The 26,537-nt window shown below is 54.0% G+C and carries 45 protein-coding genes and 3 pseudogenes; 25 read left to right on the forward strand and 23 right to left on the reverse strand.

Annotation, left to right across the window (positions count from 1 at the left end; translation table 11 throughout):
• The first annotated feature begins 8 nt into the window (after window positions 1-8).
• The 11 genes and pseudogenes from MTP38_RS08405 to MTP38_RS08455 all read left to right on the forward strand — a co-directional run bounded on the left by MTP38_RS08405 (window position 9) and on the right by MTP38_RS08455 (window position 4,371).
• The gene (locus MTP38_RS08405; RefSeq protein WP_249233281.1) at window positions 9-290 is read left to right on the forward strand and encodes a DUF6061 family protein; all 282 of its coding nucleotides are present in this window, start codon (window positions 9-11) and stop codon (window positions 288-290) included.
• A 197-nt stretch (window positions 291-487) separates the two neighbouring features.
• Window positions 488-685 (forward strand): annotated as a pseudogene (locus tag MTP38_RS08410) (C40 family peptidase); the annotation flags it as partial.
• Between the two features lie 22 nt (window positions 686-707).
• Window positions 708-974, forward strand: coding sequence for a DUF4315 family protein (locus tag MTP38_RS08415; RefSeq protein ID WP_249233282.1), 267 nt, complete (start codon window positions 708-710; stop codon window positions 972-974).
• The gene (locus tag MTP38_RS08420) at window positions 961-1,608 is read left to right on the forward strand and encodes a DUF4366 domain-containing protein (RefSeq protein ID WP_249233283.1); all 648 of its coding nucleotides are present in this window, start codon (window positions 961-963) and stop codon (window positions 1,606-1,608) included. The genes MTP38_RS08415 and MTP38_RS08420 overlap by 14 nt, the downstream gene beginning before the upstream one ends.
• A gap of 2 nt (window positions 1,609-1,610) precedes the next feature.
• Entirely contained in the window at window positions 1,611-1,802 is a 192-nt protein-coding gene (locus MTP38_RS08425) for a hypothetical protein (protein WP_003500082.1), read from the forward strand.
• Window positions 1,803-1,862: 60 nt separating this feature from the next.
• Entirely contained in the window at window positions 1,863-2,204 is a 342-nt protein-coding gene (locus MTP38_RS08430; protein ID WP_442900565.1) for a cysteine-rich VLP protein, read from the forward strand.
• A gap of 99 nt (window positions 2,205-2,303) precedes the next feature.
• The gene (locus MTP38_RS08435) at window positions 2,304-2,927 is read left to right on the forward strand and encodes a hypothetical protein (protein ID WP_442900516.1); all 624 of its coding nucleotides are present in this window, start codon (window positions 2,304-2,306) and stop codon (window positions 2,925-2,927) included.
• Between the two features lie 12 nt (window positions 2,928-2,939).
• The gene (locus MTP38_RS08440; RefSeq protein ID WP_023042373.1) at window positions 2,940-3,122 is read left to right on the forward strand and encodes a DUF4316 domain-containing protein; all 183 of its coding nucleotides are present in this window, start codon (window positions 2,940-2,942) and stop codon (window positions 3,120-3,122) included.
• Window positions 3,122-3,463 (forward strand): plasmid mobilization protein, encoded by a 342-nt coding sequence (locus MTP38_RS08445; protein WP_015564333.1) that lies wholly within the window; start codon window positions 3,122-3,124, stop codon window positions 3,461-3,463. The genes MTP38_RS08440 and MTP38_RS08445 overlap by 1 nt, the downstream gene beginning before the upstream one ends.
• A 175-nt stretch (window positions 3,464-3,638) precedes the next feature.
• On the forward strand, window positions 3,639-3,929 hold the full coding sequence (locus MTP38_RS08450; protein ID WP_009901657.1) for a CD1845 family protein: 291 nt from the start codon (window positions 3,639-3,641) through the stop codon (window positions 3,927-3,929).
• A gap of 79 nt (window positions 3,930-4,008) precedes the next feature.
• Window positions 4,009-4,371 carry a DUF4368 domain-containing protein gene (locus MTP38_RS08455; protein ID WP_249233285.1) on the forward strand — a complete coding sequence of 121 codons (363 nt, stop codon included), beginning with the start codon at window positions 4,009-4,011 and terminating at the stop codon, window positions 4,369-4,371.
• On the opposite strand, the gene MTP38_RS08460 is transcribed toward MTP38_RS08455, so the two are convergent.
• Entirely contained in the window at window positions 4,343-4,891 is a 549-nt protein-coding gene (locus MTP38_RS08460) for a DUF6551 family protein (protein WP_330221130.1), read from the reverse strand. The two genes, MTP38_RS08455 and MTP38_RS08460, sit on opposite strands and share 29 nt — an antisense overlap.
• Before the next feature lie 35 nt (window positions 4,892-4,926).
• Between MTP38_RS08460 and MTP38_RS08465 the strand changes: the two genes are divergently transcribed.
• A complete protein-coding gene (locus MTP38_RS08465; RefSeq protein WP_249233287.1) occupies window positions 4,927-5,241 on the forward strand; it encodes a hypothetical protein in 315 nt (104 codons plus the stop codon).
• On the opposite strand, the gene MTP38_RS08470 is transcribed toward MTP38_RS08465, so the two are convergent.
• The 17 genes and pseudogenes from MTP38_RS08470 to MTP38_RS08545 form a co-directional block, all read right to left on the reverse strand.
• Window positions 5,229-5,381 carry a hypothetical protein gene (locus MTP38_RS08470; protein ID WP_249233288.1) on the reverse strand — a complete coding sequence of 51 codons (153 nt, stop codon included), beginning with the start codon at window positions 5,379-5,381 and terminating at the stop codon, window positions 5,229-5,231. The genes MTP38_RS08465 and MTP38_RS08470 overlap by 13 nt on opposite strands.
• A gap of 11 nt (window positions 5,382-5,392) precedes the next feature.
• Window positions 5,393-5,848: a (deoxy)nucleoside triphosphate pyrophosphohydrolase gene (locus MTP38_RS08475; protein ID WP_249233289.1), complete on the reverse strand. Its 456-nt coding sequence runs from the start codon at window positions 5,846-5,848 to the stop codon at window positions 5,393-5,395.
• A 21-nt stretch (window positions 5,849-5,869) separates the two neighbouring features.
• Window positions 5,870-7,063: a Fic family protein gene (locus tag MTP38_RS08480; RefSeq protein ID WP_249233290.1), complete on the reverse strand. Its 1,194-nt coding sequence runs from the start codon at window positions 7,061-7,063 to the stop codon at window positions 5,870-5,872.
• 139 nt (window positions 7,064-7,202) lie between these two features.
• A complete protein-coding gene (locus MTP38_RS08485; protein ID WP_249233291.1) occupies window positions 7,203-7,715 on the reverse strand; it encodes an NAD(+) diphosphatase in 513 nt (170 codons plus the stop codon).
• A 2-nt stretch (window positions 7,716-7,717) separates the two neighbouring features.
• On the reverse strand, window positions 7,718-8,209 hold the full coding sequence (locus tag MTP38_RS08490) for an HD domain-containing protein (RefSeq protein ID WP_249233292.1): 492 nt from the start codon (window positions 8,207-8,209) through the stop codon (window positions 7,718-7,720).
• 159 nt (window positions 8,210-8,368) lie between these two features.
• Complete coding sequence (locus MTP38_RS08495) at window positions 8,369-8,704, reverse strand: hypothetical protein (protein ID WP_207676259.1); 336 nt, start codon at window positions 8,702-8,704, stop codon at window positions 8,369-8,371.
• Window positions 8,701-9,054 (reverse strand): DUF554 family protein, encoded by a 354-nt coding sequence (locus tag MTP38_RS08500; protein ID WP_249233293.1) that lies wholly within the window; start codon window positions 9,052-9,054, stop codon window positions 8,701-8,703. The genes MTP38_RS08495 and MTP38_RS08500 overlap by 4 nt, the downstream gene beginning before the upstream one ends.
• Window positions 9,055-9,080: 26 nt before the next feature.
• The gene (locus tag MTP38_RS08505; protein ID WP_097774964.1) at window positions 9,081-9,563 is read right to left on the reverse strand and encodes a peptide-methionine (S)-S-oxide reductase; all 483 of its coding nucleotides are present in this window, start codon (window positions 9,561-9,563) and stop codon (window positions 9,081-9,083) included.
• A gap of 210 nt (window positions 9,564-9,773) precedes the next feature.
• A complete protein-coding gene (locus MTP38_RS08510) occupies window positions 9,774-10,031 on the reverse strand; it encodes a hypothetical protein (protein ID WP_249233294.1) in 258 nt (85 codons plus the stop codon).
• Between the two features lie 194 nt (window positions 10,032-10,225).
• On the reverse strand, window positions 10,226-11,965 hold the full coding sequence (gene ade, locus MTP38_RS08515) for an adenine deaminase (RefSeq protein WP_249233295.1): 1,740 nt from the start codon (window positions 11,963-11,965) through the stop codon (window positions 10,226-10,228).
• 171 nt (window positions 11,966-12,136) lie between these two features.
• Entirely contained in the window at window positions 12,137-13,171 is a 1,035-nt protein-coding gene (locus tag MTP38_RS08520; protein ID WP_249233296.1) for an alcohol dehydrogenase, read from the reverse strand.
• A gap of 237 nt (window positions 13,172-13,408) precedes the next feature.
• Window positions 13,409-13,873, reverse strand: a complete 465-nt coding sequence (locus MTP38_RS08525) for an Hsp20/alpha crystallin family protein (RefSeq protein WP_156057597.1) — start codon at window positions 13,871-13,873, stop codon at window positions 13,409-13,411.
• 237 nt (window positions 13,874-14,110) lie between these two features.
• Entirely contained in the window at window positions 14,111-14,572 is a 462-nt protein-coding gene (locus tag MTP38_RS08530; protein ID WP_249234681.1) for a pyridoxal-phosphate dependent enzyme, read from the reverse strand.
• Window positions 14,573-14,687: 115 nt separating this feature from the next.
• A pseudogene (locus MTP38_RS13720) lies at window positions 14,688-14,810 on the reverse strand (cysteine synthase A); the annotation flags it as partial.
• Between the two features lie 24 nt (window positions 14,811-14,834).
• Window positions 14,835-15,344, reverse strand: coding sequence for a carboxymuconolactone decarboxylase family protein (locus MTP38_RS08535; protein WP_097778866.1), 510 nt, complete (start codon window positions 15,342-15,344; stop codon window positions 14,835-14,837).
• A 373-nt stretch (window positions 15,345-15,717) separates the two neighbouring features.
• Window positions 15,718-16,542 carry a purine-nucleoside phosphorylase gene (locus MTP38_RS08540; RefSeq protein WP_097785016.1) on the reverse strand — a complete coding sequence of 275 codons (825 nt, stop codon included), beginning with the start codon at window positions 16,540-16,542 and terminating at the stop codon, window positions 15,718-15,720.
• A gap of 165 nt (window positions 16,543-16,707) precedes the next feature.
• Window positions 16,708-17,469: pseudogene (locus MTP38_RS08545) on the reverse strand (ADP-ribosylglycohydrolase family protein); the annotation flags it as partial.
• 209 nt (window positions 17,470-17,678) lie between these two features.
• On the opposite strand from MTP38_RS08545, the gene MTP38_RS08550 reads away from it, so the two are divergent.
• The 13 genes from MTP38_RS08550 (at window position 17,679) to MTP38_RS08610 (ending at window position 22,005) form a co-directional block, all read left to right on the forward strand.
• A complete protein-coding gene (locus tag MTP38_RS08550) occupies window positions 17,679-17,846 on the forward strand; it encodes a hypothetical protein (protein ID WP_154251261.1) in 168 nt (55 codons plus the stop codon).
• A gap of 22 nt (window positions 17,847-17,868) precedes the next feature.
• Window positions 17,869-18,027, forward strand: coding sequence for a hypothetical protein (locus tag MTP38_RS08555; RefSeq protein WP_249233298.1), 159 nt, complete (start codon window positions 17,869-17,871; stop codon window positions 18,025-18,027).
• Window positions 18,028-18,100: 73 nt separating this feature from the next.
• On the forward strand, window positions 18,101-18,523 hold the full coding sequence (locus MTP38_RS08560; protein WP_249233299.1) for a hypothetical protein: 423 nt from the start codon (window positions 18,101-18,103) through the stop codon (window positions 18,521-18,523).
• 14 nt (window positions 18,524-18,537) lie between these two features.
• The gene (locus MTP38_RS08565; protein WP_249233300.1) at window positions 18,538-18,717 is read left to right on the forward strand and encodes a hypothetical protein; all 180 of its coding nucleotides are present in this window, start codon (window positions 18,538-18,540) and stop codon (window positions 18,715-18,717) included.
• A 31-nt stretch (window positions 18,718-18,748) separates the two neighbouring features.
• Window positions 18,749-19,018, forward strand: a complete 270-nt coding sequence (locus tag MTP38_RS08570) for a hypothetical protein (RefSeq protein ID WP_249233301.1) — start codon at window positions 18,749-18,751, stop codon at window positions 19,016-19,018.
• Window positions 19,019-19,030: 12 nt separating this feature from the next.
• Window positions 19,031-19,570, forward strand: a complete 540-nt coding sequence (locus MTP38_RS08575) for an LPD11 domain-containing protein (protein WP_249233302.1) — start codon at window positions 19,031-19,033, stop codon at window positions 19,568-19,570.
• Window positions 19,570-19,899, forward strand: a complete 330-nt coding sequence (locus MTP38_RS08580; RefSeq protein ID WP_249233303.1) for a hypothetical protein — start codon at window positions 19,570-19,572, stop codon at window positions 19,897-19,899. The genes MTP38_RS08575 and MTP38_RS08580 overlap by 1 nt, the downstream gene beginning before the upstream one ends.
• Window positions 19,899-20,285, forward strand: coding sequence for a hypothetical protein (locus MTP38_RS08585; protein WP_249233304.1), 387 nt, complete (start codon window positions 19,899-19,901; stop codon window positions 20,283-20,285). Before MTP38_RS08580 ends, MTP38_RS08585 begins: the two co-directional genes overlap by 1 nt.
• 10 nt (window positions 20,286-20,295) lie before the next feature.
• Window positions 20,296-20,718: a hypothetical protein gene (locus MTP38_RS08590; protein ID WP_249233305.1), complete on the forward strand. Its 423-nt coding sequence runs from the start codon at window positions 20,296-20,298 to the stop codon at window positions 20,716-20,718.
• Window positions 20,700-20,906, forward strand: a complete 207-nt coding sequence (locus MTP38_RS08595; RefSeq protein WP_129872801.1) for a hypothetical protein — start codon at window positions 20,700-20,702, stop codon at window positions 20,904-20,906. The genes MTP38_RS08590 and MTP38_RS08595 overlap by 19 nt, the downstream gene beginning before the upstream one ends.
• Before the next feature lie 13 nt (window positions 20,907-20,919).
• Window positions 20,920-21,381, forward strand: coding sequence for a hypothetical protein (locus tag MTP38_RS08600; RefSeq protein ID WP_249233306.1), 462 nt, complete (start codon window positions 20,920-20,922; stop codon window positions 21,379-21,381).
• A 138-nt stretch (window positions 21,382-21,519) separates the two neighbouring features.
• Window positions 21,520-21,660, forward strand: coding sequence for a protein phosphatase (locus MTP38_RS08605; protein WP_129872799.1), 141 nt, complete (start codon window positions 21,520-21,522; stop codon window positions 21,658-21,660).
• Window positions 21,661-21,795: 135 nt separating this feature from the next.
• Window positions 21,796-22,005, forward strand: coding sequence for a helix-turn-helix transcriptional regulator (locus MTP38_RS08610; protein WP_249233307.1), 210 nt, complete (start codon window positions 21,796-21,798; stop codon window positions 22,003-22,005).
• 41 nt (window positions 22,006-22,046) lie between these two features.
• On the opposite strand, the gene MTP38_RS08615 is transcribed toward MTP38_RS08610, so the two are convergent.
• The 5 genes from MTP38_RS08615 to MTP38_RS08635 all read right to left on the reverse strand — a co-directional run bounded on the left by MTP38_RS08615 (window position 22,047) and on the right by MTP38_RS08635 (window position 26,521).
• Window positions 22,047-22,256 carry a hypothetical protein gene (locus MTP38_RS08615; protein ID WP_249233308.1) on the reverse strand — a complete coding sequence of 70 codons (210 nt, stop codon included), beginning with the start codon at window positions 22,254-22,256 and terminating at the stop codon, window positions 22,047-22,049.
• 357 nt (window positions 22,257-22,613) lie between these two features.
• Window positions 22,614-23,708, reverse strand: a complete 1,095-nt coding sequence (locus tag MTP38_RS08620; protein ID WP_249233309.1) for a hypothetical protein — start codon at window positions 23,706-23,708, stop codon at window positions 22,614-22,616.
• Window positions 23,709-24,284: 576 nt separating this feature from the next.
• Entirely contained in the window at window positions 24,285-24,539 is a 255-nt protein-coding gene (locus tag MTP38_RS08625; RefSeq protein WP_117504969.1) for a phage holin, read from the reverse strand.
• Between the two features lie 15 nt (window positions 24,540-24,554).
• Complete coding sequence (locus MTP38_RS08630; protein WP_243114925.1) at window positions 24,555-24,911, reverse strand: serine/threonine protein kinase; 357 nt, start codon at window positions 24,909-24,911, stop codon at window positions 24,555-24,557.
• 17 nt (window positions 24,912-24,928) lie between these two features.
• On the reverse strand, window positions 24,929-26,521 hold the full coding sequence (locus MTP38_RS08635) for a D-Ala-D-Ala carboxypeptidase family metallohydrolase (protein WP_249233310.1): 1,593 nt from the start codon (window positions 26,519-26,521) through the stop codon (window positions 24,929-24,931).
• Window positions 26,522-26,537: the final 16 nt, after the last annotated feature.

Consider the following 26,537-nt stretch of genomic DNA (forward strand, 5'->3'; position numbering starts at 1 on the left):
CTATTTAAATGAAACGAAATCAGAATTTCGACCCTAATCACTCTCAAAAAGTGCTTTCCTGCCACTACAACATGGACACCAACCGGGTGGAAGCCCGGTTCGCAGATGGCACTACCCTTGCCATTGACTGCATCGCCATCGAGGACGAGTACGGCAACACTCCGGCACAGCGAGCGGAGCTGGACTGGCTGCTATACAATAAGCCCTTGGAGTACGTCCAGCTTGTGCTGAGTGGTGAGATTGAGCATTATCTCTCACTTGGCTGTGACCATGGCAGGTTAGAAGGTTGACCTTTAATTAAAATATCCAAAGCAGACAAAACAGCCCTCTACTTGCAATCGTTGCAAATAGAGGGCTGTTGATTTGTTGATGCTTCGCTCCGAACCGTACCATCGACTGTCTTTTGATTTAGATGCGCAAATCATTAGAACACATAAGGCCGATTCTATATGTTTCCGAGTTACTATCAATAAAGCTTTGTGACACTGCTATCATTTCCCCCTCCGAGGCAAAGCCCGGCGACATTATCTTTTTCACGGGAACCTATGACAGCCCCGGCCCTGTATCCCATGTGGGGATTTATGTGGGCGACGGGATGATGCTCCATTGTGGTTCGCCCATCCAATACGCAAACATCAATTCAAGCTACTGGCAGACACATTTCTATGCCTTCGGGCGTTTGTGAGCCAGAGGAAAGGAGTCCTTGCATGAACAAAATCGACAAGCTCGATAAGGAACTGGAAAAAGCCCGGGAGAAGGCCGCCGAATGGCAGGCCAAAATCCGGGAGCTGGAAAAGCAGAAACAGGAGGAAGAAAACAGCCAGATCGTGCAGGCGGTGCGCTCCCTTAAACTGACGCCCGCCCAGCTGATGGCATTTCTGAATGACCCCAAAAACAGCCTTACCGCTTCGGGCCATACTGACCCGAAGCCGGAGGCACCCGAAAAGGAGGACACAGCCCATGAAGGAAACTAAATACCGCAGGCTGGCGGCGATGGCTGCCAGCCTTTTGTGTTGCCTGATCTTTACGGTCCCGGCCTACGCCCAGAGCAGCGAGCCGCAGCCGGAGACAGCTCCCGCCCCGGCAGAAACCGAAGCGGAGCCGGAAACCCAGAACCCCTTTACCCCGGACGGGACGGGAACCGTGGTGGACAACGCCACCGACGAGGACGGTAAAGAGTTCTACACCATCACCACAGCAGACGAGAGCGTGTTTTATCTGGTGATCGACAAACAGAAAACCAGCGAGAACGTCTATTTCCTCAATACCGTTACCACAGACGACCTTCTGCCTCTTGCCGAACAGGGTAAGGAACCGCCCAAAGAAGTGACCCCTGAGCCAGAGCCAAAGCCCACCGAACCGGTGGAGAAAGTACCGGAACCCGAGCCGGAGAAAAAGGATAGCCCCCTTCTCTCTCTGCTCCTGATCGGTGCGGTGGTGCTGGCCGGCGGTGGGATTGGTTACTATTTCAAGATTTACAAGCCGAAGCATGAGGCCCCGGATTTGGAAGATGATTACTGCGAATATGAGGACGGAGAGCTGGAGGAGATCACAGAGGAACCCGAGGACGAAGATACCCCGCCGTGGGAGGAAGATACGGAGGAATGAGAATGAATTTTACAAGCAGCCCTTTTGAACGAATGATGAAGGAAGTACCGCACCCCGGCTGGGACAATGACGACCCTTGTAAGGGATGCCGTTACTACAAGGAGTGCAAAGGAAAGAAAAAACAGTGCCGGAAGAAGTTCCGGGCGCTGATCGTGGAGCCCCGCCCTTCGGGCCATCGTGGCCCGAAGTCCTGAATGGACTCCCGGGAGCTGACCCGTGACGAGAAGAAGAAAATCCGTTCCCTTGTCACGGGAATGTGTGCCAACTATGACAGGGAAAGCAGCCTGTGCCTTCCTCTTGACTGTGCCTGCTATATGCTGCACAAGTGCTGGACAGGGGCATACTGCCGTTATTTCCGTGAGGCTGTCCTGCCCCTTAACCCGGAGCTTCAAGCGGCGCTGACAACGGAAGGCATCTCCCCGGAGTTGCGGGTCTGTGCGGTCTGCGGAAAGGCGTTTTTGCCCGAGGGGCGTCAAGCCTACTGCTCCGACGCCTGCAAGGCCGAAGGGAACCGACGGAAAAGCCGGGAACGCATGAGGAAAATGCGGGAGAAAAGGCCGGGCGGCTGTTACGATTTGCCGCCTCCAAAGGCTTGACATTCCGGGCTTTTTTGAGGGTGTTTCCGGGATGGGAATATCTTATTACATTCCTCCCCGGTCTGCCCTCTTATTTCGTAACATCCAGCACTTCGGGTCATGTTGGTCCGAGGCACAGAAAGGAGGGATCTCTTGGAGACAGTACAAGGATATGTGATTTTGAAAGCTGCCACCTTTGAAACCGGACACGGCTTTGCGCTGGGGCATAATCCGGGAGCGCCGAGCCCCTTTGTGACCTGGCAGTTTACCGAGGGGGAAAACGGCCATCGGGATTACTACTGGGGCCGCTATGGAACCAGTCAGGCGTGGGCGCAGAGGGACTTTGACCGCCGGGTGGACGACTATCAGCAGCTTTACCATGCGGCGGTCAAGCATACCGAGCTGGGACCGGAGGGCGTTTACCGCTATTATTCCACCCAGCGGCCCGTGGACATAGGAACTTACCCGAAGCCGCCGGATAACCAGCCTCTTTCCATCGTCAACTACGATGACGACAGGCGGCGTCGTGTGGCAGACGGCAGGCTGATGGCATGGGGCGAACTGACCTACGCAAAGCCGCTGACCGAAAAGCAGATGGAGGATTATGAGCTGAAACCAGCACCGGGCAATCCTGACCGGGTGCGCCCATCCATTACTGCCCGGCTCAAAGAAGGAACCAGAGGGCAGGAACCCCAAAAGGAGCCCGGTCAGAAGCGGAGCCATAAAAACCATGAGGAACGATAAAGGAGGATCTCCATGCACGAAAAAGACAACTATCTGAAAACCGCCGAGCTCTCCACGGAGCAGAACTGCAACATGATCGACGGCGTACCCAACAACACGCCCATCCAACCCACGCCCCCGGAGCTGGACGCAAAACCGCTTGATAAGGTAAAAGAGCCCAAAGAGCGCCGGAAAGGCCGGGAGCTGGAACGCTGATGGAGAACCGCAAGCGGAATGTCCATCTGCACGTCATGGTAACGCCGGACGAGCTGGCAGCCATCCATGAACGGATGGCCGAGGTGGGCATTTCCAACGCCGGGGCTTATGTACGGAAAATGGCTCTGAATGGGTATATCCTGCACATCGACCTTGCACCCGTAAAAGAGTTGATCTCTCTGCAACGGCGCTGTTCTAACAATCTCAATCAGGTTGCCATACACGCACATACCTATGGCGTGTACCCGGAGGAAATCGACGGATTGAAGCGGGACTATGAAAAGCTGTGGGGCGAGGTGTCAAAGGTGCTGCGGGAGCTCTCCGAGCTGGTGGCAAAGTAAATAGAGGGCGGCAGGTTCCGATGTTGGGACCTGCCGTCCTGCTCTTTTTTTACCACTTCGGGCCAGTATGCCCCGAAGGTTTGGGACAGGATTCACTAATCTTTCGCAACATTTATGTCCCCGGGCAGGCATGATAAAATAGAGGTAGGAAGGATAGATAAAGGAGGTTTTGAAGATGAAGATACTGCTGAAAATATTGGTTGCTCCCTTTGCTTTGGCGTTGTCCCTTCTGGCGGCTCTGCTGGTATTCCTGTTTGATATTTGTGCCGTCCTGCTGACGATTGCCTCTGTGATCCTGGCGGTGCTGGGTGTCGCTCTCTTTTTCACGCCGACGCCCATAGGCGGGATTGTATTTCTGTTTCTTGCCTTCCTTCTTTCGCCGTATGGACTGCAAGCGGCGGCGGGCTCCCTTCTTTGGGCGCTGGACGGAGGCAAATCCGCTCTGTACCGGTTTCTGGCAAGTTAAGCAGCCTCGGGCCATACTGGCCCGAAGTCGGGGCGGTCTGAATGGGCCGCCCCTTTCTCATGGAAAGGAGGAATGATTTTTGGCTACCACAACTTTGTTACAGCGCCATGCAAAACTTTATGAGGACGTATCAAAGGGACTTCTCCCGGAGAAACGTTTTCAAATGCTTGCAGATCGCTACGACAAAGAACAGGCTGAACTGACCGAAAAGATTGAGCAGTACGAGCGGGAAGGCCGTGCTGAACACGATCAGCTGGACAAGATTCAGGATTTTATTGATGAAGTCAGCAAGTACGCTGGCATCACCGAACTGAACTATAAGATTCTGCATCAGCTGATTGACAAGATTCTGGTATCCAAAGCGGAAAAGGTCGATGGCGAATACGTCCAGAAAATCCAGATTTTCTACCGCTTTATCGGCCCATTGGATGCCATCGAGTAACAATGTCAGAAAAGTCACCTCCGAGAACTATCCTACAGAAGCGGGCCACACCACGGATTACACCGGCAAGGTAGGAATCCACATTGCCCTTCCACGCCTCATTGATGATGTGAAGCATCTCGACGTAGCGCTCACAGCCATACTGCTTGTACAGCTCGTATGCCGTTTCGATGCAGTAGATTTTCCAGGGTGCCCGGATGCCGTCATAGGCAAATTCCACACCGGCATTCGACGTGATCCCCACAAAGTAAAGTGCATCCGGGTTTTCGGCCACCAGATTTGCACGAAGGCGTTCGCCCGCCGTCAGGCAGGTAGCATTGCCGGTCCGAATCGCAAACAGCGTTGCTTCGTCTTCTTTGGTAAGGCCATAGAAGACCTTGCAGCGGATGGGCAATTCCATACCACCGTTGCAGGTTCGACGTGCTTCTACCGTGTTCTGTCCATCAAAGATGTAGAAGCGCCCGTCCCGGAAGCTGACCTTCGGTTCGTTTGCAACGTACTCCGAAAAGTTTTCCGCAATATGAGCAACCTTTTCGACATGACGGCAAGTTCTGGATGTTCTCGGAAGGCGGGAGAAAGTTCATCGGACTGGAAAAGAACAGTCACGTCTGCCTTGCCATTTACGACAAGTATGATGGTTTTGGCAATCTCAGAAGCCTGCAGGTCACCGGCATTGCGGCGATGGTCGAGCCTTTCTCGGAGGAGTACAACGCCCATGCTGCTTTCAAGAAGATCCCGCTGGACGCTCTGAAAAAACTGCCCTCACCGATGAATCTGATCTGCGTGACGCCTACCCGCATCGATGCTCTGTTCTCCGATTTCAAGAAAGACGGTTACAGCGTCCGGCAGGTCCTGCATCAGCTTGCGTGAACAGAATTAGCTAAATCAACCAATAAAGGCCTCCGAATCTCTTTCTGCTTGGAAAAAGGTTTGGAGGTCTCTTCTTTACAATTTTTCGGAATAGCGGCTTTCACCAGCAGCGTCATGGGACGGCGCAGTTCATCTTTCATTCTGGGAATATTCAGCATCTCTGCAGAGGTTCGTTGTCATATTCGCTGGTATGGAGTGGTTTCACTGACTGCATTGAACTTCTGATAACATCCAAAATAGTCTGATCCGCCGGGAGCCACGGAACGGAATCAATGTCATCTTTTGTCAGCCACCGTGCAGCTTCCGCTTCTTTCAGCACAAGCTCGCCGGAAACCACTTCACACCAGAAGCAGTCCATGGAAAGATGAAACGTCGGATAATCGTACTCGAGTGTACCAATTAAATCCCCCACAGCAATTTCCGTGTCCAGTTCTTCTTCGATTTCCCGCTTCAGAGCCTGCTGCGGGGTTTCTCCCGGCTCGATTTTGCCGCCCGGAAACTCCCACTGGCCTTTATAGTCGCCATAACCGCGGGCAGTGGCGTAGATTTTGCGCTTTTCCTGCATGGAGTCGCAGATCACAGCGGCCACAACACGAATCGTTTTCATAACGTTCTCCTTTTGGATTCATTATAATGGCCGACCGTCAGAAGTCCCACCGACACGATAGAACACCCTGTTTCCTGCTTTTCTTGCTGTAAGCAGCCCCATCTCATGGAATTTCATCACAAACGTCCGAATGGTTGCATACGCAGCGTTTCGGAAATCCTTTTCCAGCTGCTTTGTGGTAAACTCCTCTGCACCATAAGCAGACAGAACATACTCCCAGAGCAGCCGTTCTTTTTCTGTGATTTTTCCTTCCGCAAGAGCAGTTTGATATACCTCAAGATCAGTTTTCGGCGGGACTGCATCCACCTGCAGGCGGTTATAGACCTCATTGCAGAAGTAGAACAGAAAGGGAGTCACATCCGTATAGCCGGAAATCAGAGCATTTCTCTCCACGCGTTCGTAGGCTTTATAATATGTGTCCTTGTTTTCAGCGATGTATCGGGAAAACGGCGTGAACAGTGCCGCAGGATAGCCCTGCTGAACAAGATACCAGAGGTGGAATAGCCGTGCAGTGCGTCCATTCCCGTCAAAATAGGGGTGGTAGTATGCAAAAGCAAAGTGCAGAATGGCAGCCTTATGCAGCTCATTGATGCCGTCATTGGCATTCGCAAAATCGACAAGACATTTCATGGCACCGGGAAGCCGCTCTGCCGGAAGTCCCGGTCTGGGTTCTTCACCGCCCACAATAAAAACCTCGCCATGCCGATAAAAGTGGTTTGGCAGTAATCGATCTTCATCCGGGAGATAATCCTCTGTGCTGATCTGATATAGGTGATGCAGATTCTCCTCGGTGATCCTATTCTGACGATCCGCGATAAACTCCAGTCCGCACTTCATACCATAGATGCGGGCTTCTTGTTCACCACGAGGGGCATAGCCATCGAGGATATAACGGATACTGCTGCGGGTCGAGCGGATACTTTCAATTTGAAAAGTAGCATAAATTTCCTCGGTCATCGCCGACAAACCGAAGTTTTGTCCACTGACAGGGACAGAGAGCAACTGCTTCATACCATTTGTTGAAATTTGCGCGAGGTTCGGCAGGTAAAACAGCTTATTTCCAGAAAAATCAGTCAACGGCAGAGGCTGCGCAAAGTTTTGCCGCAGCAATTCGGCAAATTCTTTGACGCTGACAGTCGAGTACTTGTATTCCATCCGATTGAGTTCAAACAAATGCTTATCTGAAAGCATTTTGGCAAACTGTGCCCCATCCATTCTGTCCACCTCGCAGTTGATACTTGTTGATACTACATAGTATCAATATATCGATTCTTTATAAAAAAAGTCAACCGAAACAGGCCGAACCAACTTTTTTCCATACTTTCCGTCAAAATTCCCGTGGCACAGCCACGAATCACATCTCCATCGGCTTATTCCCCACTTCGTCCAGATACGCATTCAAAAATTCCGCTGCAAGGCTGTTGGGACGGATGTTTTCTCTGGCTTCCTGTGGGGTGAACCACTTGCAGCGGTCCACTTCGTGGTTGATATGCAGCGCCTTTGCGGTTCTGACGAAAGCCGTAAAGTTGCACATCAGCGTGTTGGACGGCTCAAAAAACTTGGTACGGTTGAACCGGAGGTGCTCTACTTCCAACCCGGTTTCTTCCCGGACTTCCCGCACCACGGCGTGTTCTTCTGCCTCACCGCGGTTCACATATCCAGCCACCAGAATATAAGAGGGCTTGCCGTACTGCTGGATGAGCAGAATTTTCCCGGTCTCCTCATCCACAACAATCATGCTGACCGCCACATTGTACATCGGGAAACGGTATTGCTGGCATTTCGGGCAGTAAGGCACAATGCCCTCTTCTTCCAGTTCTTTTTCAATCAATGCCGTACCGCATTCAACGCAATGCTTCTGAATCATTTTTACACTCCAAACACTGCTTTCGTCAGCCGGATACCCGCTGCCGTTTTCATCGTATGTTCCATAAAGGTTCGGATTGCCTGCTGGTCGTACCCGCTTTCGGACGCATTGACGATATAATCTGCCTCAATCAGAATCTGATAGTCAATGCCGTTGATCTGCGCCGGACTATGGTGGTGCCCTACCAGATAGGCCACACGGTCGATCTGTTCTGCTGTCATGCCGGTATCCGCCAAGAACTCCCGCACCAGCGGGGCACCCTCCTGCTCCTGATATTTACCATTGGTGTTGCCGTACTTTTTGCGGCAGAGCGGGCAGGCGATATCGTGGGTGATGGCCGCCACCTCCAGAATAAACTGCGTGTCTGCGTCCAGCCCCTCCAGCTCACCAATGGTTTTGGCATAGGTCCACACACAGCTCAGGTGCGTGATGTCATGGATATTCCCTTCGGAAAAGGCGATCATCTTTTCCATGATCTGTGCAATGGTCATCATTTGTTTTCACTCCCGTTTTTAATACTTAAATGTTCACCTTGATAAACGCGAACTTGTCGGGGCGAGGCCCCTCCATCTTGCTGCCGCAAGACCGTTCTGTCACTTAAAAGCCCCACTGGGGCTTTCATTGTTCCGCTTCGCTCCACAAACGCGAATTTGTTATTCTCCTATGGAGGTACCGCTATCGTCTTTAAGACCACAAATCGCAACTATACCATTATTTTTATAACTCACAACGAGAATGGTATCATTTCCTATTTTCCAACATGCTGTGCCGTTTTCACTGGTATCAGGCTTCCCCCATACCTCTCTAAGCTGGTCAATATGATACCCAGGCAAAAGGTTATTAACATCGGCTTCACTCATTTCTGCGATTGCCGCCAGAGTGGGAAGATTGTCGTTGCTTTTGTGATTGTAGTATCCATAAAACCACGCCGATACACATATCGCAAGAACCAAGATGATTACAGCTATAACAGATAGCTTCTTTTTCATACAATCACACTCCTCGTCAAGTTCCGATTCATAAAATCCCCGTCACTTCCAGTCTTGTGTTTGAGCCACTCGCCAAAGCGTTCAAACTGTGCATCCAGATCCATAAGTTCACCCAGCAGCGCACCCAACGCCAGCGATAGAATCATGACCATAGAGCCACCGGTGCTCAAAGTTCCGTCTGGCCTAACCGTCAGTATCTTGGAGAGCGTTCCCGCCGCTCCCAGAAACACCACGGAAAAGCCCGTGGCTTTGATGATTGTATCCTGATAGCGCTCTTTCAGAAAGCATTTGAACAGAATACCCAGCACACCGCCCATCACAATGGCCAGCGCATTGATGATCGTTCCCAATCCCCGCATTTTCGTTTTTTCTTTGCTTACTGATTCCTGTATTTGTTTAAGACTTCATCCGGGATATGACAGTAGCTGCAATCTTCCGGGTACCGCTCCAGATGGTGCTGATGCTCCTCTGCACTCCGGACGTAATTCGTCAGCGGCAGCACTTCCACAACGATTTTATCCCGGTCCTTCCGGCTGTCAATAAAGGCTCTTGCTTCTTCCAGATGTCCGGGATTTGTGCTGTAAAGCCCCGTGCGATACTTTTTTCCAACATCAACGCCCTGTTTGTTCAGGCTGTACGGGTCGATGATTTCAAACAGATGCTCCATAAGCTCTGTAACACTGGTACATTTCTCATCAAAGACCACTTTAACGCACTCTGCGTATCCATCATACGGGCCGTCCAGCGTGTTTGTTGTTCCGTTGGCTCTCCCGGCTTCGGTCGTCCGTACACCGGGCACCGTGTCAAAAAAATGCTGGACGCCCCAAAGGCACCCGCCTGCAATGTATACCGTTTCCATACTCTTGACTTTCCTTCTTTTACTGGTACAGTTTGCATCCATGCTCTGTACTCCTTACGGTTTCCTTGCTAGCTGCAAATCGATCCATCATACCAACTCACAAAAAGTGCTTCCGCACCATTGCAGAGTAATTATCATATTGTTGAAAGCCATCTCGCTCATACTCGATTTCCATGATGCACCCCTTTATAACTTCCACAAACGTGAATTTTACAGGGTACGAATGATATGAGAAGCAAGTTCTGCATTTTCTTTGTCTACAAAAATCTCTGTAATATACTGAGGCTTTATTCCAAAAGTTCCGATTTGTGCTCGCATCCGTGTTGCGTCAAAAACACTTCGCTGATTCATATCTTTGGTTTTGCAATAGCATTTGATTCCAGCCGCTGTCAAAGCATCTGTAATACGGTGACAATAGGTTGAATCCGAAACCGTTGCTACCTGTGACTTGAAGAATCGTTCCAGCATGGTGAACCTCCTATGCAAAAAAGTTGGACGATGAGTACTTGATGAACCAACGTAGCAAATTCCGATTTATCAAATAAGAATTTCCGTCAATTTTTCTCTTGATGCGGCTCGCTTCTAAGAGTAGGAACGAACTGTTCTGTTGCCGGAGACGGACCATTCGGGTCGATCTCCGGCAGTATTTTTGTTATCGCGTATTAAAAAACAGCCGGAACGACTTTCTGCTGCGCTACATCGATGATGCCGTATGTATTCAGTCTGAGTTTTGGAATGACCGGAAGGCTGACGAAGGCGAGGGTCATAAAGATACCGATATCTTCCGCTACACCATGTGCCTTGAGGGCATCGTTCAGCGCCTGCATTTTCGCCGCAACGCTCTCTGCGCTTTCGGTGCTCATCAATCCGGCCACCGGAAGCGCAAGTTCTGCCACGACCTGTCCATCTGCCACAAACGCAAGTCCGCCTTTGTTTTTCCGCACAGTGTTGCCGGCCAGCATCATATCGGTATCGTTGTCCCCTGCCACGATCAGGTTATGGGAATCATGTGCGATGCTCGATGCAACGGCTCCGCATTTCAGGCTGAAGTTTCCTAAAAAGCCAATGCCCACATGGCCGGAGTGATGATGCCGCTCAAAAACGGCCAGTTTTACGATGTTGTGTTCCGGATCCACACCGGGAGCTTTGCCCGGATGCCGTTGGAACGGGATGATTTTTTCCTCCGTAAGCAGCTCGCCCCGGTTCAGGCAGATGACACGCTCCTGCTCCCCGCTTTCCCGAAGTTCCAGGTCCTGCAGTGTGATCTCATCCAGATCAAAGGAATCCATAACGTGGGAAAATCTCACACGGTCGATGTCAAGCGGTGCGGGTTTCAGCGTTTTTCCGTGCTCGGCCACCAGCGTGCCATTCTTGTAAACCTGTTCGACCGTAAAGGATTCAAAATCCGATACTACAATGAGGTCGGCAGCATACCCCGGTGCCACGGCACCGTGCTGCTTGAATCCAAAATACTGTGCCGGAACCAGCGTTGCCATTTTGACGGCCACTGCTGGGTCTGCGCCCAGCCGGATCGCTTTACGAATGTTGGAATCGATGTGGCCGCTGTCCAGCAGGTCACCGGGGTGCTTATCATCCGTCACCAGCATACAGCGGCTGCAATAGGGCTCCCGGAACAGCGGCATCAGGGCCTCCATATTTTTGGCAGCCGTTCCTTCCCGGATCATGATGTATTGTCCGAGCCGGAATTTTTCCATGGCTTCCTCGATGTTGGAGCACTCGTGATCGGACTGAACGCCTGCCGCAATATAAGCATTCAGGTCCTTATCGCTCAAGAGCGGTGCATGGCCATCCACGATCTTTCCCGCTTCGGTGCAGTCGCGGATCTTCTGCAGGATCTTCGGGTCACAGCGCACCGTCCCATAGGCATTCATCAGTTCCGCAAGCCCCAGCACACGGGGATCGCCGTAGTAAGGCCGGAGCTGTTCTGCGTTCAGCACCGCACCGGATTCATCCAGATCCGTGGCCGGAACACAGGAGGGCAGCATGAAATAAACCGAAAGGGTCAGATTTTTTGTCGTTTCCAGCATAAAGTCCAAGCCTTCCAGCCCCGCAACATTCGAGATCTCGTGTGGGTCTGTGACCACCGCAGTGGTACCGTGGGGCAGCACTGCCTGCTCGAAAGCCGGACCACAGAGCATGGAGCTTTCGATGTGGATATGCCCATCGATCAGGCCCGGGCAGACATATTTGCCGTGCAGATCAACTTCTTTCCGGCCATGATACGCACCCACACCCACGATCCGGTTTCCGCTGATGGCAATGTCAGCGGTGTCGATCTCATCGGTAAACACATTGACGATTCTGGCATTTTTCAAAACCAGATCGGCCAGAGCATCTCCTCTGCCTGCCGAGATCCTGCGTTTCAGCTCATCAGACTGCATAGAAACATCTCCTCTCTTTGAAGTTCGATTTTCTCACCTGTGGATTGGTTCTGCCATTATTCTACCACGCCTTGCCGCTGCGGAAAAGATGCCAGGAACAAAAATGGCCCCGGAGGGCTTGCTGCAGCTCTCCGGGGCCACTTTATGTGCGTTGTGCCTTGGCGCAGACCGTCAGCACTCCACTGCCACCTTGATCACGCCGTCCCGTTTCTTTTCAAACAGCTCGTAGCCCTCTGCGATCCGGCGCAGGGGGTAGGTGTGGGTGATGAGCGGTTCGGTATCGATCTTGCCTTCTGCGATGAGACGCAGCGTTTCTTCACAATCGCAGCCGTCCACGCCGCCGGTCTTAAAGGTGAGGTTTTTGCCGTACATCTCCGGCAGCGGCAGGGTTTGTGCCTTGTCGTACAGCGCCACCACGGTCACGATGGCGTTGGGTCTTGCGCACTCCCACGCCAGCCGGAAGGTAGTGTCCGCCCCTGCCACCTCCAGCACCACATCGGCCCCGCCGTGGTCGCTGTTGGCGCGCACAAAGGTGGCGCAGTCCTCCGGCTGCACGGTGAGCACCTGCGGGTAGTGCCGACGGATGAACTGCAGGCGGCTTGCGTCCTTTTCACAGACGATGATGCGCTTGGGGCTGTGCAGCATGACGCACAGCAGCGTGCAGATGCCGGTCGGCCCTGCACCGAGGATCAGCACGGTATCCTCGGGGGTGATTTCCGAGATGCGTGCCGCCCAAAAGCCGGTGGCCAGCACATCGCCCACCAGCAGCGCCTGCCGATCGGTGACGCTGTCCGGGATCTTGTTCAGTCCCTGATCCGCAAAGGGCACCCGGACATACTCGGCCTGCCCGCCGTCGATGCGGCAGCCCAGCGCCCAGCCGCCGTTTTGATCGGTGCAGTTGTTCACAAAGCCTTTTTTGCAGAAAAAGCACTCTCCGCAGAAGGTCTCCACGTTCACCGTCACCCGGTCGCCGGGTTTCACATTGGTCACCGCACTGCCCACTTCTTCTACGATGCCCACCATCTCGTGCCCTACCGTGATGCCGGGCACCGCCCGGGGCACGCTGCCGTGCTTGATGTGCAGATCGCTGGAGCAGATACTGGCAAGGGTCACCTTTACAATGGCGTCCCGCTCGTGCTGCAGCACCGGCTTTGGTTTTTCCATCAGGGCAAATGTTCCCTCTGAAACATAGGTATAGGTCAGCATGCTTTTTACCTCCATGCGCTTTGATATTTCCGAACGGAGTATACCGCAAAAGTCAGCCGCTCACCCGGCTCACAGGATATAGTGAGGTACCTCCATAAATTCTGAGTTGCTGTTCTCAGTATACCATGTTTTTCCCTTGCGGAAAAGATAGCGAAACAAAAATGGCCCCGGAGAGCTTGTTACAGCTCTCCGGGGCCACCTTATGTGCGTTGTGCCTTGGCGCACACGACCGGCGTTTTACTCGATTGCAATCAGATTCGGGTTCTCAGGCAAAGCCTTCGTCTGCTGAGGAGCAGGCAGCTCGACGTGCAGGACGCCATCCTCGAACTTTGCGTGGATGTCTTCCTTCTTCACATCGCCCACGTAGAAACTGCGTGCGCAGGTGCCGGAGAAGGATTCGCGCCGCAGATAGCGGCCCTTCTTATCCTTTTCGTCATTGCTGTGGCTGCGCACTGCCTGAATGGTCAGGTAGCCGTCGTTCAGATCCATCTGAACGTCTTCCTTCTTGCAGCCCGGCAGGTCAACAGCTACTTCGTAGCCGTTGTCCGTCTGTTTGACATCGGTCTTCATCATGTTTGCACCGCGCTTACCAAAGGTATCACGAGCCTCACGGTTCATCATACGTTCCAGTGCAGCGTCATTCCAGAACGGATCGAAGAAATCATCGAACAGGTTTTCATGGAAAACAGTCGGCATAAGCATAAATCATTCCTCCAATCCCGGCGTTCGGGTCGGGGCAAAAAATCTGAAGCGTCCATTCAGAAGGGCTTTCCGGGGAGCCTTGCGGCTCTCCTTTTGCCCTTCCTCCTGAGCACGCCATAGTTATAGCACCATTTATTAGCAGTGTCAATAGGAGAGTGCTAAAATTCATGAAAGAATAACACTTTTATAAAATCCTATGCAATCTTTTCGGAACTCAGTCGTATCATCGTGTTTTTATCATTTCTGCCGGTACATCGGCGCAGACAGATATTTCATGCCGTTGTCCGGGACGATGACCACGATGTTCTTTTCCTGATTCTCCGGTCTGCGGCCCACCTGCACCGCTGCGTGCAAAGCCGCTGCTGCCGATGTGCCCAGAAACAGTCCTTCCGCCCGCAGCACCTCATGGGCCGTTTCGTAGGCTTCCTCGGTGCGGACATTGATGCACGCATCGCTCCAGTCTGGCCGCAGATAGTCGGAAAGTGCGCTTTCCGGCACATCATACGCCGGCAAAACGCCATCTATGATCTGCGCATCCGGGTGCTCCGGGGTCAGGCGGGAGTCCGGATGGGGCTGCACCAGAACCACTTGCAGATTCGGGTTGCGGCTGCGCAGATAACTTGCTGTGCCAAAACCCGTGCCGCCGGTGCCCGCCATGCAGACCAGAATATCCACATGGCCTTCTGTATCCTGCCAGATCTCCGGCCCAGTGGTGCGGTAATGCGCCTCGGGGTTCGCCGGGTTTCAGCAGTCCGGCTTCTTCCGCAGCATTGAGCATGGAAAGCGCAGCCCGGTCTTTCACACTGCCGGTTGGGTTGAAGAACTCCAGCTTTGCCAGCAGGTGCGCCCCGCACTGCTGCTGCCGCTCAAAGCGGTCCAGCTCCATCAGCGGGGTGCGCCCCACCAGTTCCTCGATGGAATGCACCAGTCCTGCCATTGCTCTCCCCTCCCGATTTTCGGCTCAAACCAGCTTGTCCGGCGTCACATCCAGAATGTCGTTAAAGTAGTTGTTGGCGATCATCATCACGCCCATCGCCGTGATGACCACGATCTCTTCCTCCGTAAAGTTTGCCTTCAGCTTTGCAAACAGCTCTTCCGGCACATGCTTGGGGTCCTCTGCAATGGCCTGACCGTATTCGATCAGGATCTCCTCTTTGGGAGTGAATGCAAAATTCTCAAAGTCGATGCCGTTTTTCTTGAGCAGATTCTGGAAGTAAATGCTGCACACAAGGCAGCCGTTTTTCTGGGAAATAGCATATTCGTAAAAATCGGCTGCACGTTTGCCGATGAGCCGCTGCAGTTCATCATCCAGCGCATAAGAACCGGCCTCCACAGCATTGAATGCCGCTGCATTGTGGAGCAATGTGCGCTTTTCTGCGGTCAGAGCGTGGCCGTCCGCCAGATGGTCTGCAATGATTTTCTGGATCGCTTCCGGTGCAGTTTCCGGGTTGATTTCGCTGATTCTGGGCATAACAAAACCCTTCCTTTCACTTTTTTGTTCGACGAATTGCCTGTATCATATACCCATTTACATACCATGTCAATAGGTATATTACTTTTCGCAGCAATTTTTCAGCAAAAAGTGATCAGAAGGGTTGTTTTCTGCACGCCTGTTTCATATTTTCGACTGCTCATCCAGCACCCAAGGCCAGCACTGCATTGCGGACGCACTCCAGGCAGGGGCACAGCACCGTATCGGCCTTGATGCCCTTCAGGTCTTTGCAGATGGTCGCACCGCGTTTTTCCTTGACTGCCTGTACCAGCTACGGGGCGTTCCTCTGCCGTCCGTAGCGATGCCCGGAAATTTTGATTGATGGCTTTCAATCATTCACGGTATATCTTTTTTACTCCATTCTCTGAATCACCGCACCCAGCCATCGGCACAGGGTATCGCCTGCCTGATTTGCGATCTCCAGCACGCGGGCGTGGCTATGCTTGACCGTCTGGATGCCGGTGGCCATGTTAGTGATGCAGCTGACGGCCAGCACCTTCATGCCCATGTAGTTGCAGACCATGGTTTCCGGCACGGTGCTCATGCCCACGGCATCGGCTCCCATCCCCGCAAAGGCGCGAATTTCAGCCGCCGTTTCATAGCAAGGGCCCATAAAGCCCATGTAAACGCCCTCCTTGTAGGCAATGCCCAGTTCATCGGCGGTCTGCTTGGCAAGGTTCCGCAGTTCCAGACTGTAAGGTTCGGTCATGTCCGGGAAGCGGGGGCCGAAGCGCTCATCGTTGGGGCCAATGAGGGGGTTCGTGCCCATCATGTTGATGAAGTCGGTAATGAGCATCAGGGTGCCCGGCGCAAACTCCCGGTTGATGCCGCCGCAGGCGTTGGTCAACACCACCTTTTCCACGCCCAACAGCTTGAACACATAGAACGGGTAGCAGACTTCCTTCATGGAGTAGCCCTCATAGAAATGGAAGCGACCTTCCATGGCGTAGACTTCCGTGTCCCCCAGCTTGCCAGCCAACAATGCGCCTTTGTGTCCTGCCACCGTGGATACCGGGAAGTTGGGGATATCCTTGTAGGACAGTTCTTCCGTGTCCGTAAAGTCCGCGGTCAGCTTGCCAAGGCCGGAGCCCAGCACCACCGCGATCTTCGGGCGCTTTTTCGTGTGCGTCTTGATATATTCCGCACTTTCCAGTGCCTTTTCATAAAGATGTTCCATACCGTTCTCTCCTTTTCCCAAAAAATTCGATATACTCTCTGGGTTTAGTATATCGGATTTTTCAGGCCGATGCAAGACGCCCTTCATCGAGTCTTATTAAAAACCAAGGAGCAGATACTTCACATCACTAGTGTGTTGTATCTGCTCCTTGGTTCTCCGAATGTCTTATCTCTGGCCGATGTTCCACCGAAACAGTTCATATCCTTCCCGGATATCCTCCGGCAGACGTTTCAAAGTCTCGTCCCGCAGTTCCTGCGGCATCCCATAAAAGGCTTCGGCAATGCCGCCGGTGATGCAGGCAAGGGTGTCGCTGTCGCCACCCAGAGAGACCGCATTGCGAAGTGCATCCTCAAAACTGACGCTTTCCAGAAAAGCAATGATTGCTTCCGGCACAGTTTCCTGACAGGTCTCCACATGATGATAGGTCGGCCGAATTTCATCGCAGGTACGGTTCAGGTCATAACCGAAGGTCTGCTCCACATATTGTTTGATTTCCGGCTTGCTGTGGCCGGTACGGGCCAGAAAAATCGCTGCCGCCGTGGCCTGCGCGCCTTTGATGCCCTCCGGGTGGTTGTGGGTGACTTCAGCGGTCACTTTTGCCATTTCCAATGTTTTGTCCAGCGTATCGAACAGCCAGCCCGCTGCTGACACCCGCATAGCCGAGCCGTTGCCGAAACTACCATAGGGCTTCGGATTTTCTGCGTGCAGCCACCGGCGGAACATCCCGCCGTAACCGGCATGAGGGTATGTTTCTCCCCAAATGCGCATCTCGCTCTTTGTTTCTTCAAATGTTCTCTCCGGGATGCCTTTACCTGCAATCAATCCCCGTGCCACCGCAACGGCCATGACGGTATCATCGGTGAAGTGCGATTTCTCGCTCAGCAGCGGAAAATCCTTGTGCTTGTAATTGTTGTGGTCAAATTCATTAGGATAAACAGGATAACTATATCAGCAGGGGCCTCCGGGCTCCTGCTTTCTTTCTGTTCTGCCGCCGTTTCGTGCATAATGCCGCAAAAAGCGTCATTCTCGAAAACTTTTTGCCACAAATTGCCAGATTTTACTTGACATTGTCCCTTTTAGGGTCTATAATAAGGGTGTAAGAACGAACGTGACCCGAAAAGGGTAGGAGGAAGATTATGAAAACTCTCGAATCCATGAAGCAGTTCATCCGCGAAAACAATTTCACCGCTCTGGTCAATGAGCTCGTCACCGGTGCCGACATGGACGTTGCAGACGCTGTCGAGTACGTCTACGACATGAAGACCCTCAGCAAGGCTCAGTTCGCAAGCAAGTATTTCGGTTGATGGTCGATAGGGGGGTAACGATATGTTCAAAAAGTTGGTCAAGGCAATCGCCACAATCCAGAACGAAAACGACCGCGACGAGTGCTACTGGCAGATTGACCGTGCATTCGAGGAAGAGCGCATCTCCTTTGAGGACCACGAGCTCCTCTACGGTCTGGCTGGTATGGTTGAGGTCGCTTAATTTTTTTGCTTTCGTGTGTCCCTTTTAGGGACGTTAAGCAAGCAGTAAGACCCGTTTCGGGTAGGAGGTTTTTATGGAGCTCTACAAGTACACCGGCAGCGTTGCCGCCCTGACCGTTCGTTTCGGCAAGGCCGAGACCATCACCCTCTACGACAGCTACGACGACAGCGTCGCTCCGGTTCGTCTTGATGTGCGCGGTGCTCTGGCCGAGTACATCAAGGAAATCGAGAGCACGGACAGCGAGGAGCGGTACATGAATCTCGACTGGTACTACGACTTCAATATGCTGCTCCGGCGCATCGAGGTTCCGGGCGTCCCGTCCGGAAAGGCGCTGAAGACCGTCGTCCCTGCCAAAGTTCTGACGCAGACCCGCAGCAACCCCGACGAGCTCGTCTGCTTCGGTTGCCCCGATTTCATCAACACGACCAAGCCGGTCTCGATGGGGCCAGATGATTACCAGAACTTCCTCATGTGGAAGCGCGAGAACAGAGACTAAGGAGGGATTGCATCATGCTTATTTTCAAAGAGGACAGCCGTACCGGTGTCTCGTGTGGGCTGAACGATTTCGGGGAACTTTTCATCGGCAACTCCCGCTCCGGCTACAATCTGCCTGACACCCCGGAGAACCGAGAGAAGATTCTGAAAGATTTCGACTGCTGGTGGACCGGCTGGACGAAGCCCATCTTGTGATGGCCACAGCAAGGTCTGAAAGGAGTATTTTATGACAAACGAAAGTAGTTTCCCTGCCGTGTTCTTTGAGGATTTTCTCGCCGCTCTCCGCAAGGTGCAGGACGAGAACCGCATCCACGGGAATGTGGAGGTCTTTGAGCTCCGGCCGTCTCCTGACGGCGCTGTTCATCTTGGCGTGAGCTGGCCCTCCATTGGGACGGTTCCGCCGGAGGAGGCGAAGAAGTTCGCCGAGGAGGTCGCCCGGGCGGCCGCCGCTGCCGCTGCCTTTCCGTACAACGGCTATGTGTATACGTTTGAATAGGAGGTTCTTCTGATGACCGTTCTTGAGCGTTTGAAAGCTGCCGGGTATGACCCGGCCGTGTCCCTGTTCCCTGACAGTATCGGGAATGCCGGTTCCATGGAGTGCGAGCGCGTCCAGATTCGCACGTTCTTCTGCCGTCCCCGTGAGAACGAGGCCGCCATCGGGGTGACTGCAACCGCTATGACCCGCTTTTCCGACGGCTCGACCCGTCCGTATCCGGACGGCTGGCCGCGCAGCCTTGAAGCCAGCGTCACGCTCTACTTCACTGGCGACGCGGAATTTCATTATTTCGGCAACATCGCTACTGACCTTGTCGGCTCCGATGCCGAGTTCCGCTACAGGCTCTTGAGCCGCTGTATTCAGGACTGCAAGTATTTCCTCGGCTGCGGCTCGCGTTTTAGCAAGTACCTCTGGGGCTGCTGCGTTGAGAATCATATTCAGGCCATGCGCATCCTGTGGGACAGCTTTTCCGACGACGAGAAGCCGGAGTGGACCTCTCTCGAGGAGATTGAGCGGTTCAGCAAAAAGATGCTTGAGGAGGAGATTTACTGATGGCTGCCCAGAATTTCAAGTTGTTCCTTGGCTGTCTCGGAAACGGCGTAACAGTCTGCAACTCCGCCGTGATGGAGGACGGCGATTTCAAGATGGTCGCTCACATCTCCAACGAGGGAAAAATCACTTGGTACGTCGGCGAGGATTACCCGCCTGCGGATGCTCTCGCAAGCATCCGGGCCTGCGCAGAGCAGGAGCGGGTAAAGTACGAGACATGGCTCAACGGCCTGTCTCCGGCCGCGCGCCGGGAGTATCAGCTCGAGCGGCTGCCGCTCCCCGAGTTTCTCGAGGAGCTCCGCAAGGCAAAGGAAGAAAGGGAGGGAGCCTAATGTCCCGCGATATCCACGATTATGACAGCCTCAAAGAGGCGTACAACGACCTGCTCATATTCGAGCGGTTTCCCGGTCCGGCGCACAGCGAGCGTGTCGAGGAGTTCGTCGTTCAGCTCAAGCGCGACATCCGGGAGTACATCCATCGGGATTCCGATTACCGCATCGTCCGCGACGAGCTCGATTCTTTCGTTGAGCTTGTTGAGCTGCCCGACTACACCGCCGACTATTCCGAGGAGCGGGCTCTCTTGTGGTTCAAGATGTACCGGTCCTACCGCCTTTTCGACGAGTTGGGCTGCGGCGGGCAGTTCTTCACCACCGGCGTCAAGCTCTTCCGCCGTCGTGGCCGCTGGTACGCCTATCACTTCGTTTCGGTCGATATGTAAGGAGGTTCGCATGGAAATCAATATCACATACAAAAGCCCGGAGCACAAGGCCGCGTTCCTGTCTGAGCTTCAGCGGATTCCGCACATCGTAAATCCCGAATCCGGGCGCGTCAATCCGTATTGGGGCGCGTCCCTGTACCTGCTCTCCGCGCTCACGCGCTGGCCGGAGCTCCGCATTGCCGTCATCGGCGAGGACTACATGATGTTCACGGCCGCAGAGGAGGCTTTCAATTTGAGCCAGAACGAGCGCATCATCGTCGAGTTGGCTGCCGCTTTTTACAACGCTAGTTTGTGGGAAATGCCGGGTTTTGAGATGGTGTCTGGAACGTGTGACACGGCTTTCACGCTCATTCTTGAGGCGTTCCGCCTGCGCCGTGCAAAGCTCTTTTACAAAGATGGGGAGGTGTCCGCAGAATGGGAAGAAAGAAAATGAGCCTCCGGCGCGCCGTCGCCATCCTGCGTCTTGTCGCTGCGGATGACCTGTCCTCCGGGCGGGCAATCGACGGGCAGAATGAGGCTGCTGCCGTCGTGCTGGAAGATTACGAGGAGACAAAGAAAGAGCTCGCAGATTGGGTGAATGCTTCTCCCGAGGAGCTCGCCGATGTTATAGCCGGGATGTAAGGAGGCCTGTACCGTGGCTGCTGTCTATCGGACGTTGTATGAGAAGTATGAGCAAAACGACGTTTTGCACGTCGGGATTCAGGAGGTTGTCGAGGCCGAAAAGGAGATTGACACGTTCCTCAAGTCTCTCGACCGCAACCAGCGTGACCAGCTCGACACGCTGCTGGGGCGTCTGTCCCGCGCCTACGAGATGCAGGGTTTTCTTTTCGGTGGTCTTGCATCCGGCGCAAAGTGGAACGGCAAGACAGCTCCCGAACCGGGCGACGGATACGGCCGGAGCGTCCGGGCCTATCACGGCTCAACGCTCGCTCCGGTCTGCCAGATTGACCGCAAGACAAATCAGGTCATACATGAGTATCCGAGTATCGCTGCTGCCTCCCGTGCTACCGGTCTGGATGACAGCGCAATCGGAAAGGTATGCAAGGGAAAGTTACCCCATGCGGGCGGTTTTCTCTTTCGGTACATCGAGCAGTAAATCTTTCACAGGTACGCAAAAATATTTCAAGTTTTTGCCATTTTGCTCTTGCTTTCCACGCGCTTGTGTGGTATAATATAGTCAGTTGAGGGGGCCGCTCCTCAATGAGTAAGGTGGCAAGGCCAGAAAGGAAACAAAATGGACGACGAAATGAATACCGCCGAGGTGCTTCGCGACGAGGCAAAGGAGAACCGGACCCGTGAAATTCTCGAGCTTATGCGTAACAGCAAAACGCTCGAGGAGGCCGTGGAAAAAGTAAAAGCCCTGCTCAACAAGTAAGCAGGGCTCTCCGATGAAGAACAAAGGCCGATGACGGCGGCCAGAGTTCTGAAACGCCGGGGGAGTGAGAAACAGCTTGCAGATGCCTCACTTCTCCGGCATTTCTATTATAGCAGATTCAAGGGGGATTTCAAGATGTCAGCTTTAACGCCTGTTGCCGTTCGCATCACCGGGCTGCGCGAGGCTCGCGGGTTGACCCGCACCCGGCTGTCGCAGCTCTCTGGCGTCCCGCTGCGGACACTCGAGGAGTGGGAGGCCGGTCGCCGGGTCCCGCGCGATGTTTACCAGATTCATGCCGTCGCCGCTGCGCTCGGCATGAGCATTGAGGATTATCTTGGGCTATAATGAATCAGGAGGCCCGGCGTTGTGCCGGGCCTCCCTTTTTGTTATTCGGGCATAAAGCCGTAACCGGCCTCAAATGCCGCTACTTCTCGGAGGTAGGCAACGCGGCCTGCTGCGCGGTCGATGGCGTCGCGCAATTCGCGGTTTTCCACCAGCTTGAGCAGCGCGGTGAGCGTGTCCTCTGCCTGCATGATTTCGCGGGTGTCCTGCGGGTTGACCTGCTCCATGTAGATCTCATAAATAGACTGTTCCATGCTTGCCTCCTATGCCCGCCAGCGGTCGAGCCGCTGCCGCGCATACAGGATTTGCGCGCGCCGTTCTTCCCGCTGCGGGTGTTTCGGAGCAGCCATTGTGACGGGAGGGCTGTTCGTGGTCCCCGTGCAGCCCTCTCCATCACCTCCCTGTGGGCCGTCTCCCGCAGGCTGATTTTAACTTGCTGGCTATTTGCCTGTAGCTTTTCGGAGTGCTTTCTCCTGCGTTGAGCCGTAGAACGTCACGAGCACGGCTCCGGGGCCTCGATTTCGGGCTTTTGTGGTCTGGCCGTAAAGTTTGCCGCCTAGCCACCACGACGCTTTGCGGGTCTCCGCAGGAGGCTTTTGTCACTTGCTGGGTCATCTCACGATTTCCGCCAGCCTCTCGATGGTAACATCTGTCTCGATGTACGGGCTGCTGCCGGTGTCGTCTGTGTAGGTTCCGGTTACACCATCCGCGCTTTTCCAAAGCATCAGGTTTTCCACCTTGCTGCTGTTGCCCTCGCTGAACTCCTCGACCTTGTACTCCGAAAGCGTGATGCCGAGCTCTGCCGCTTTGTCGAACACTGCCTGCGCCGTCTGCTCTGCCACTATCGGGAGATACAGGCCGCCAGAGGAAACGGTTCGGATGGTGAGCGTGTACTTGCCGCTGTAATAGAATGCATCAATCGACGATATGTAGGCTGCGCTTTCTTTGTCCAGCGCGTTCAGTGCGGTTTCTTCGAGGACGCTCCGGTTCGTCTCCGGCGTCGATACTCTGGTTGTGCTGGTTGTTCTCTTTCGGGGTGCTATAAGGTCGAATCCGCCAAAAAGCATGAACGCAAAGAACACAGCAACAGCGATGGCTATGATGTTCGCCTTTTTGTTCTGCTTTTGGCTCGGCTCCGCTGCCGGGTTTTCTTTTTTGGGCTGCTCCGGTTTCTGCTCCGGCGACGGCTCCTCTTTCACGCGGTCCGCAAAGCTCACCTTTTCTTTGTCATCGCCAAAGTATGCCCAAAAGCACTTTTCCCGTTCGTCCACATACAGGCGTGTCATGTACTTCCAGCCATGCTCTGTGTGGTATTTTCCTAGTACCTTTTTGTGCAGAACATCTATCACAGCGAATGTTCCGCTGTCCTCGTCGTTCCGGGCGTTGTGCGCTGTCTGGCACACGGCGTATCTTGAGCCGTCTGAAATGGAGGCCGCGTTTACAAAGGATTCTGTTTCGTAGACAAGCTCCGGGGTGAATGAATCGTCCGTGATGTAGAATTGCTTTCCCCAAAAGCAAGCAATCTTGGAATCCCTGCTCATTACGAAGTTGATTTCGAGCGATGGCTTGTACGCGCACTGCTGTTTCAGCCTCTCCCGTACCTCGTCCATTGGGATGCTGGCCGGGTCTACGAATCGCGCGCCGCTACTTGTTACCCCCCCCCCGAACAGTTGTTCGTGGGTGAGGGACGCAGTTGTGTTTCCCATAACTGTTGTCCTCCTGTCCTGTGTTGGTGGTCGTGCTTTTATGATAGCACCTAACAGGGACAATGGCAACGGCTTTCGCGCCAGCGATTGCAAAATCGCTGAGTATAATATATACTCTCCTCTACTCTTCTTTACTCTACTCTACTTTGTCGATTGATTCGCCGGAAATACCCGGAAATGCCGTTTTCAGTGCATATCCGCGCGGATATGTGTTCAAAACGGTATTTCCGCTCCGGTTATATTGTTTTTCGCGGTATTTTGGGACAACTGCGTGTGCTGTCTCGTGTGACCCTTTTATCAACTTTTTCCACCTAGTTTTCCACTTTTCGGGTCATTCTGGTATTTCCGCGCCGTTTTTCTGCGGTTATCCACGGAAATGATAGAAAATGTATCAAAAAGTGCATTTCTGTCCCGAAAATGTCTTTTTACGAGAATAACCGCGCCGGAAATGCTGTTTTAAGTGCGTTTCCGTGGAAGATATTGCAAAAAACAGCAATAAAAAAAGAGCCTCCCGGCCCTCTTGTGCGAGGAATACCGGGAGGCTCGTGCTGTTATGTGGTAGCTGCTGGGGCGTCCTTAGTGAATCTGGTTCTTGACGTTCTCGTAGGTCTTATCGCCCTCGATAGCGGCCTGCGTGAAGGAGTTGTTGTACCACCAGTTAATCAGGGCCGTAACGGTGGTGATGCCCGTGGTGACGAGCTGTTCCACCGTGCTGCTCTCGATGGGCAGCGGAGACTTGCCGAACGCGCTCAAAATCTGGTTTGCCAGAGCCAGCAGCAGAGCAGCGGTACGGGCGATGGTGGCGGCGGAAACTTTGTTATTGTACTTCATAATAGCGTTCTCCTCTCATTCGACAATGGATTTGATTCCGCAGCGGGAAACGACTTCCCGCTGTGCGTGTTTGACCTTAGAGGCGTAGTCCAAGGCTGCGTGCATATCACCATTGCAGTGCGCGTCAGGGATGCGCTGAACTGCCTTTGCGGTGGCCTCGCCGAGGGCGATGGCGGCGAGAGAAGTTTCATAGATGCAGATTTGCAGCTCCTCTCTGCTCTTTTCGCGCTGGGCTTCAATGTTCTCGCGCTTCTTGGCTTCTTCGGTCCGCTTTCTCTCGTGCTGCTCGATTTTGCGCTCAATCAGCCAGACAGCAAAGCCAAAGATTCCAGACGGCACTCCAACGGTGACGAGAATTTGCCATGTTTCCACTGGTATCACCTCCTCCCTCACAGATATTTGTCTGCGCCTGACAGGGCAGTCCAGCTCTTGGGGCCGCAAATGCCATCAGGGACGAGGCCGTGCTTACGCTGGGCCGTCATCAGTGCCTTTGTGGTAGCCGGGCCAAAACTGCCGTCGTGCGGGATGCCGAGGAGCCGCTGCAGCATAACCGTAGCTGCGCGGTTAGCGGCTCCCTCGCAACCCTGCTCGATGGTCGGCAGGACAAACTTGTTGTAGGTGGTGCTGGGATACACGCCGGGCTGGACGCAAAGCCATGTAGCCTTGCATCCGCGCGTGTCGGTGTGGACAATGGCGGCCTTGTCGTGCCAGTAGATGCCGACCGCGCCAAAGCCCTGCGCGGCCGCGATGATGCCGAGGGCGACGGGGTTGACGCTCCGGTCCTTCGTGCGCCAGTCGGCCGCAATGCCGTAGAGGTGGCGGCTCGTCCGGCTGCCGCCGACTTTCGGGTCTGCGTTGTGCTTCACGCACCGGTAGCCTGACGTAACCTTGATGGCCTTGCCGAGCTTGGTGCGGATGGTCTGCATCTTCTGGACGAGCTCCGGGTCAATCATCTGCGCCGTGCATCCGCACGGGCAGGCGAACTCGTACCGCTCGAAATCCGTGGTAATTTTCGTGTGGTCGTTCGGCTTAAAGGTAATTACGCTCATTCTCACCGTCTCCTTTATCAGTCTGTTTGAGTACGGAAAATTCTGCGTGTACCACCGCGCGGGCTGCTGCTGGCGAGGCCGCTGCGCCGGTCTCTCGGGCTGCTGCTCCTGCTGGGGCTGCTCCGGTACGACCTCAAAATCCGGCTCCGGCTGCGCATACCCCTCGTCGTCATCGTCCACATAGACCGTATGGCTGGTTTTCGGGCGGCTGCCGTACAGGTCATTCGCCGCGCCAAACATGGACTTTACCGCCTCCTCGCGGACGGCCGGGTTGTCAAGGTTCGGGACAAGGTATGCCACGACAAAGGGCTTTTTGAACTCCTCGATAAGGTAACTGGATTTAATCTGCATCGCGGTGCGGAGGGCGCGGTTGAGGGCCTTGCTCTCGCACATCTCGCTGCGGAACTTCATGAACTCCGCCCGCTGCTTCTCTGTCATCCCGGCCGTCACATCCTCGACCGCAATTTCCTTGTGGGCGACGATGGTGACGTTCTCGCCGGTAAGCTGCGGGACGCTGATTCGGACCTCGTGCTTGACGTCCTTGTTGGGGCAGCCTCCGCAGCGAATCGGCTTTCCGATGCTGCGGTTGACCTCCGCGCACTTCTGGCAGGTGGACGGGACGACCGGGCGGCTGGAAAGAATCTTGATGCCTGCGGCTCGCATGAGCTTGGTGAGGCCCTTTTTGGTGAGGGCGTACTTGGCCGGGGTCGCTTTGTGGACGTACCCCTTGCTGTCGCGCCACTCGTCCTTGGCCTTCTCCATCTCATAGATTTCGCCGTCGTTGAGGTTGGTGCTGATGCTCACGGAGTTCATCACCGGCTTTTGGATGTCGGCAATCTCCGTCACGGTCTGCATCGGGACGAGGAGGTTGTACTGAGCTGGCGGGTACTGCTGCGCAATGGTGAGCGCAGCGTGATTGTTCTGTTCGTTCATAATTCACGCTCCTGTT

Origin of the sequence: Faecalibacterium sp. I3-3-89 (assembly GCF_023347275.1) — a bacterium.
Classification (GTDB): Bacteria; Bacillota; Clostridia; order Oscillospirales; family Ruminococcaceae; genus Faecalibacterium; species Faecalibacterium butyricigenerans.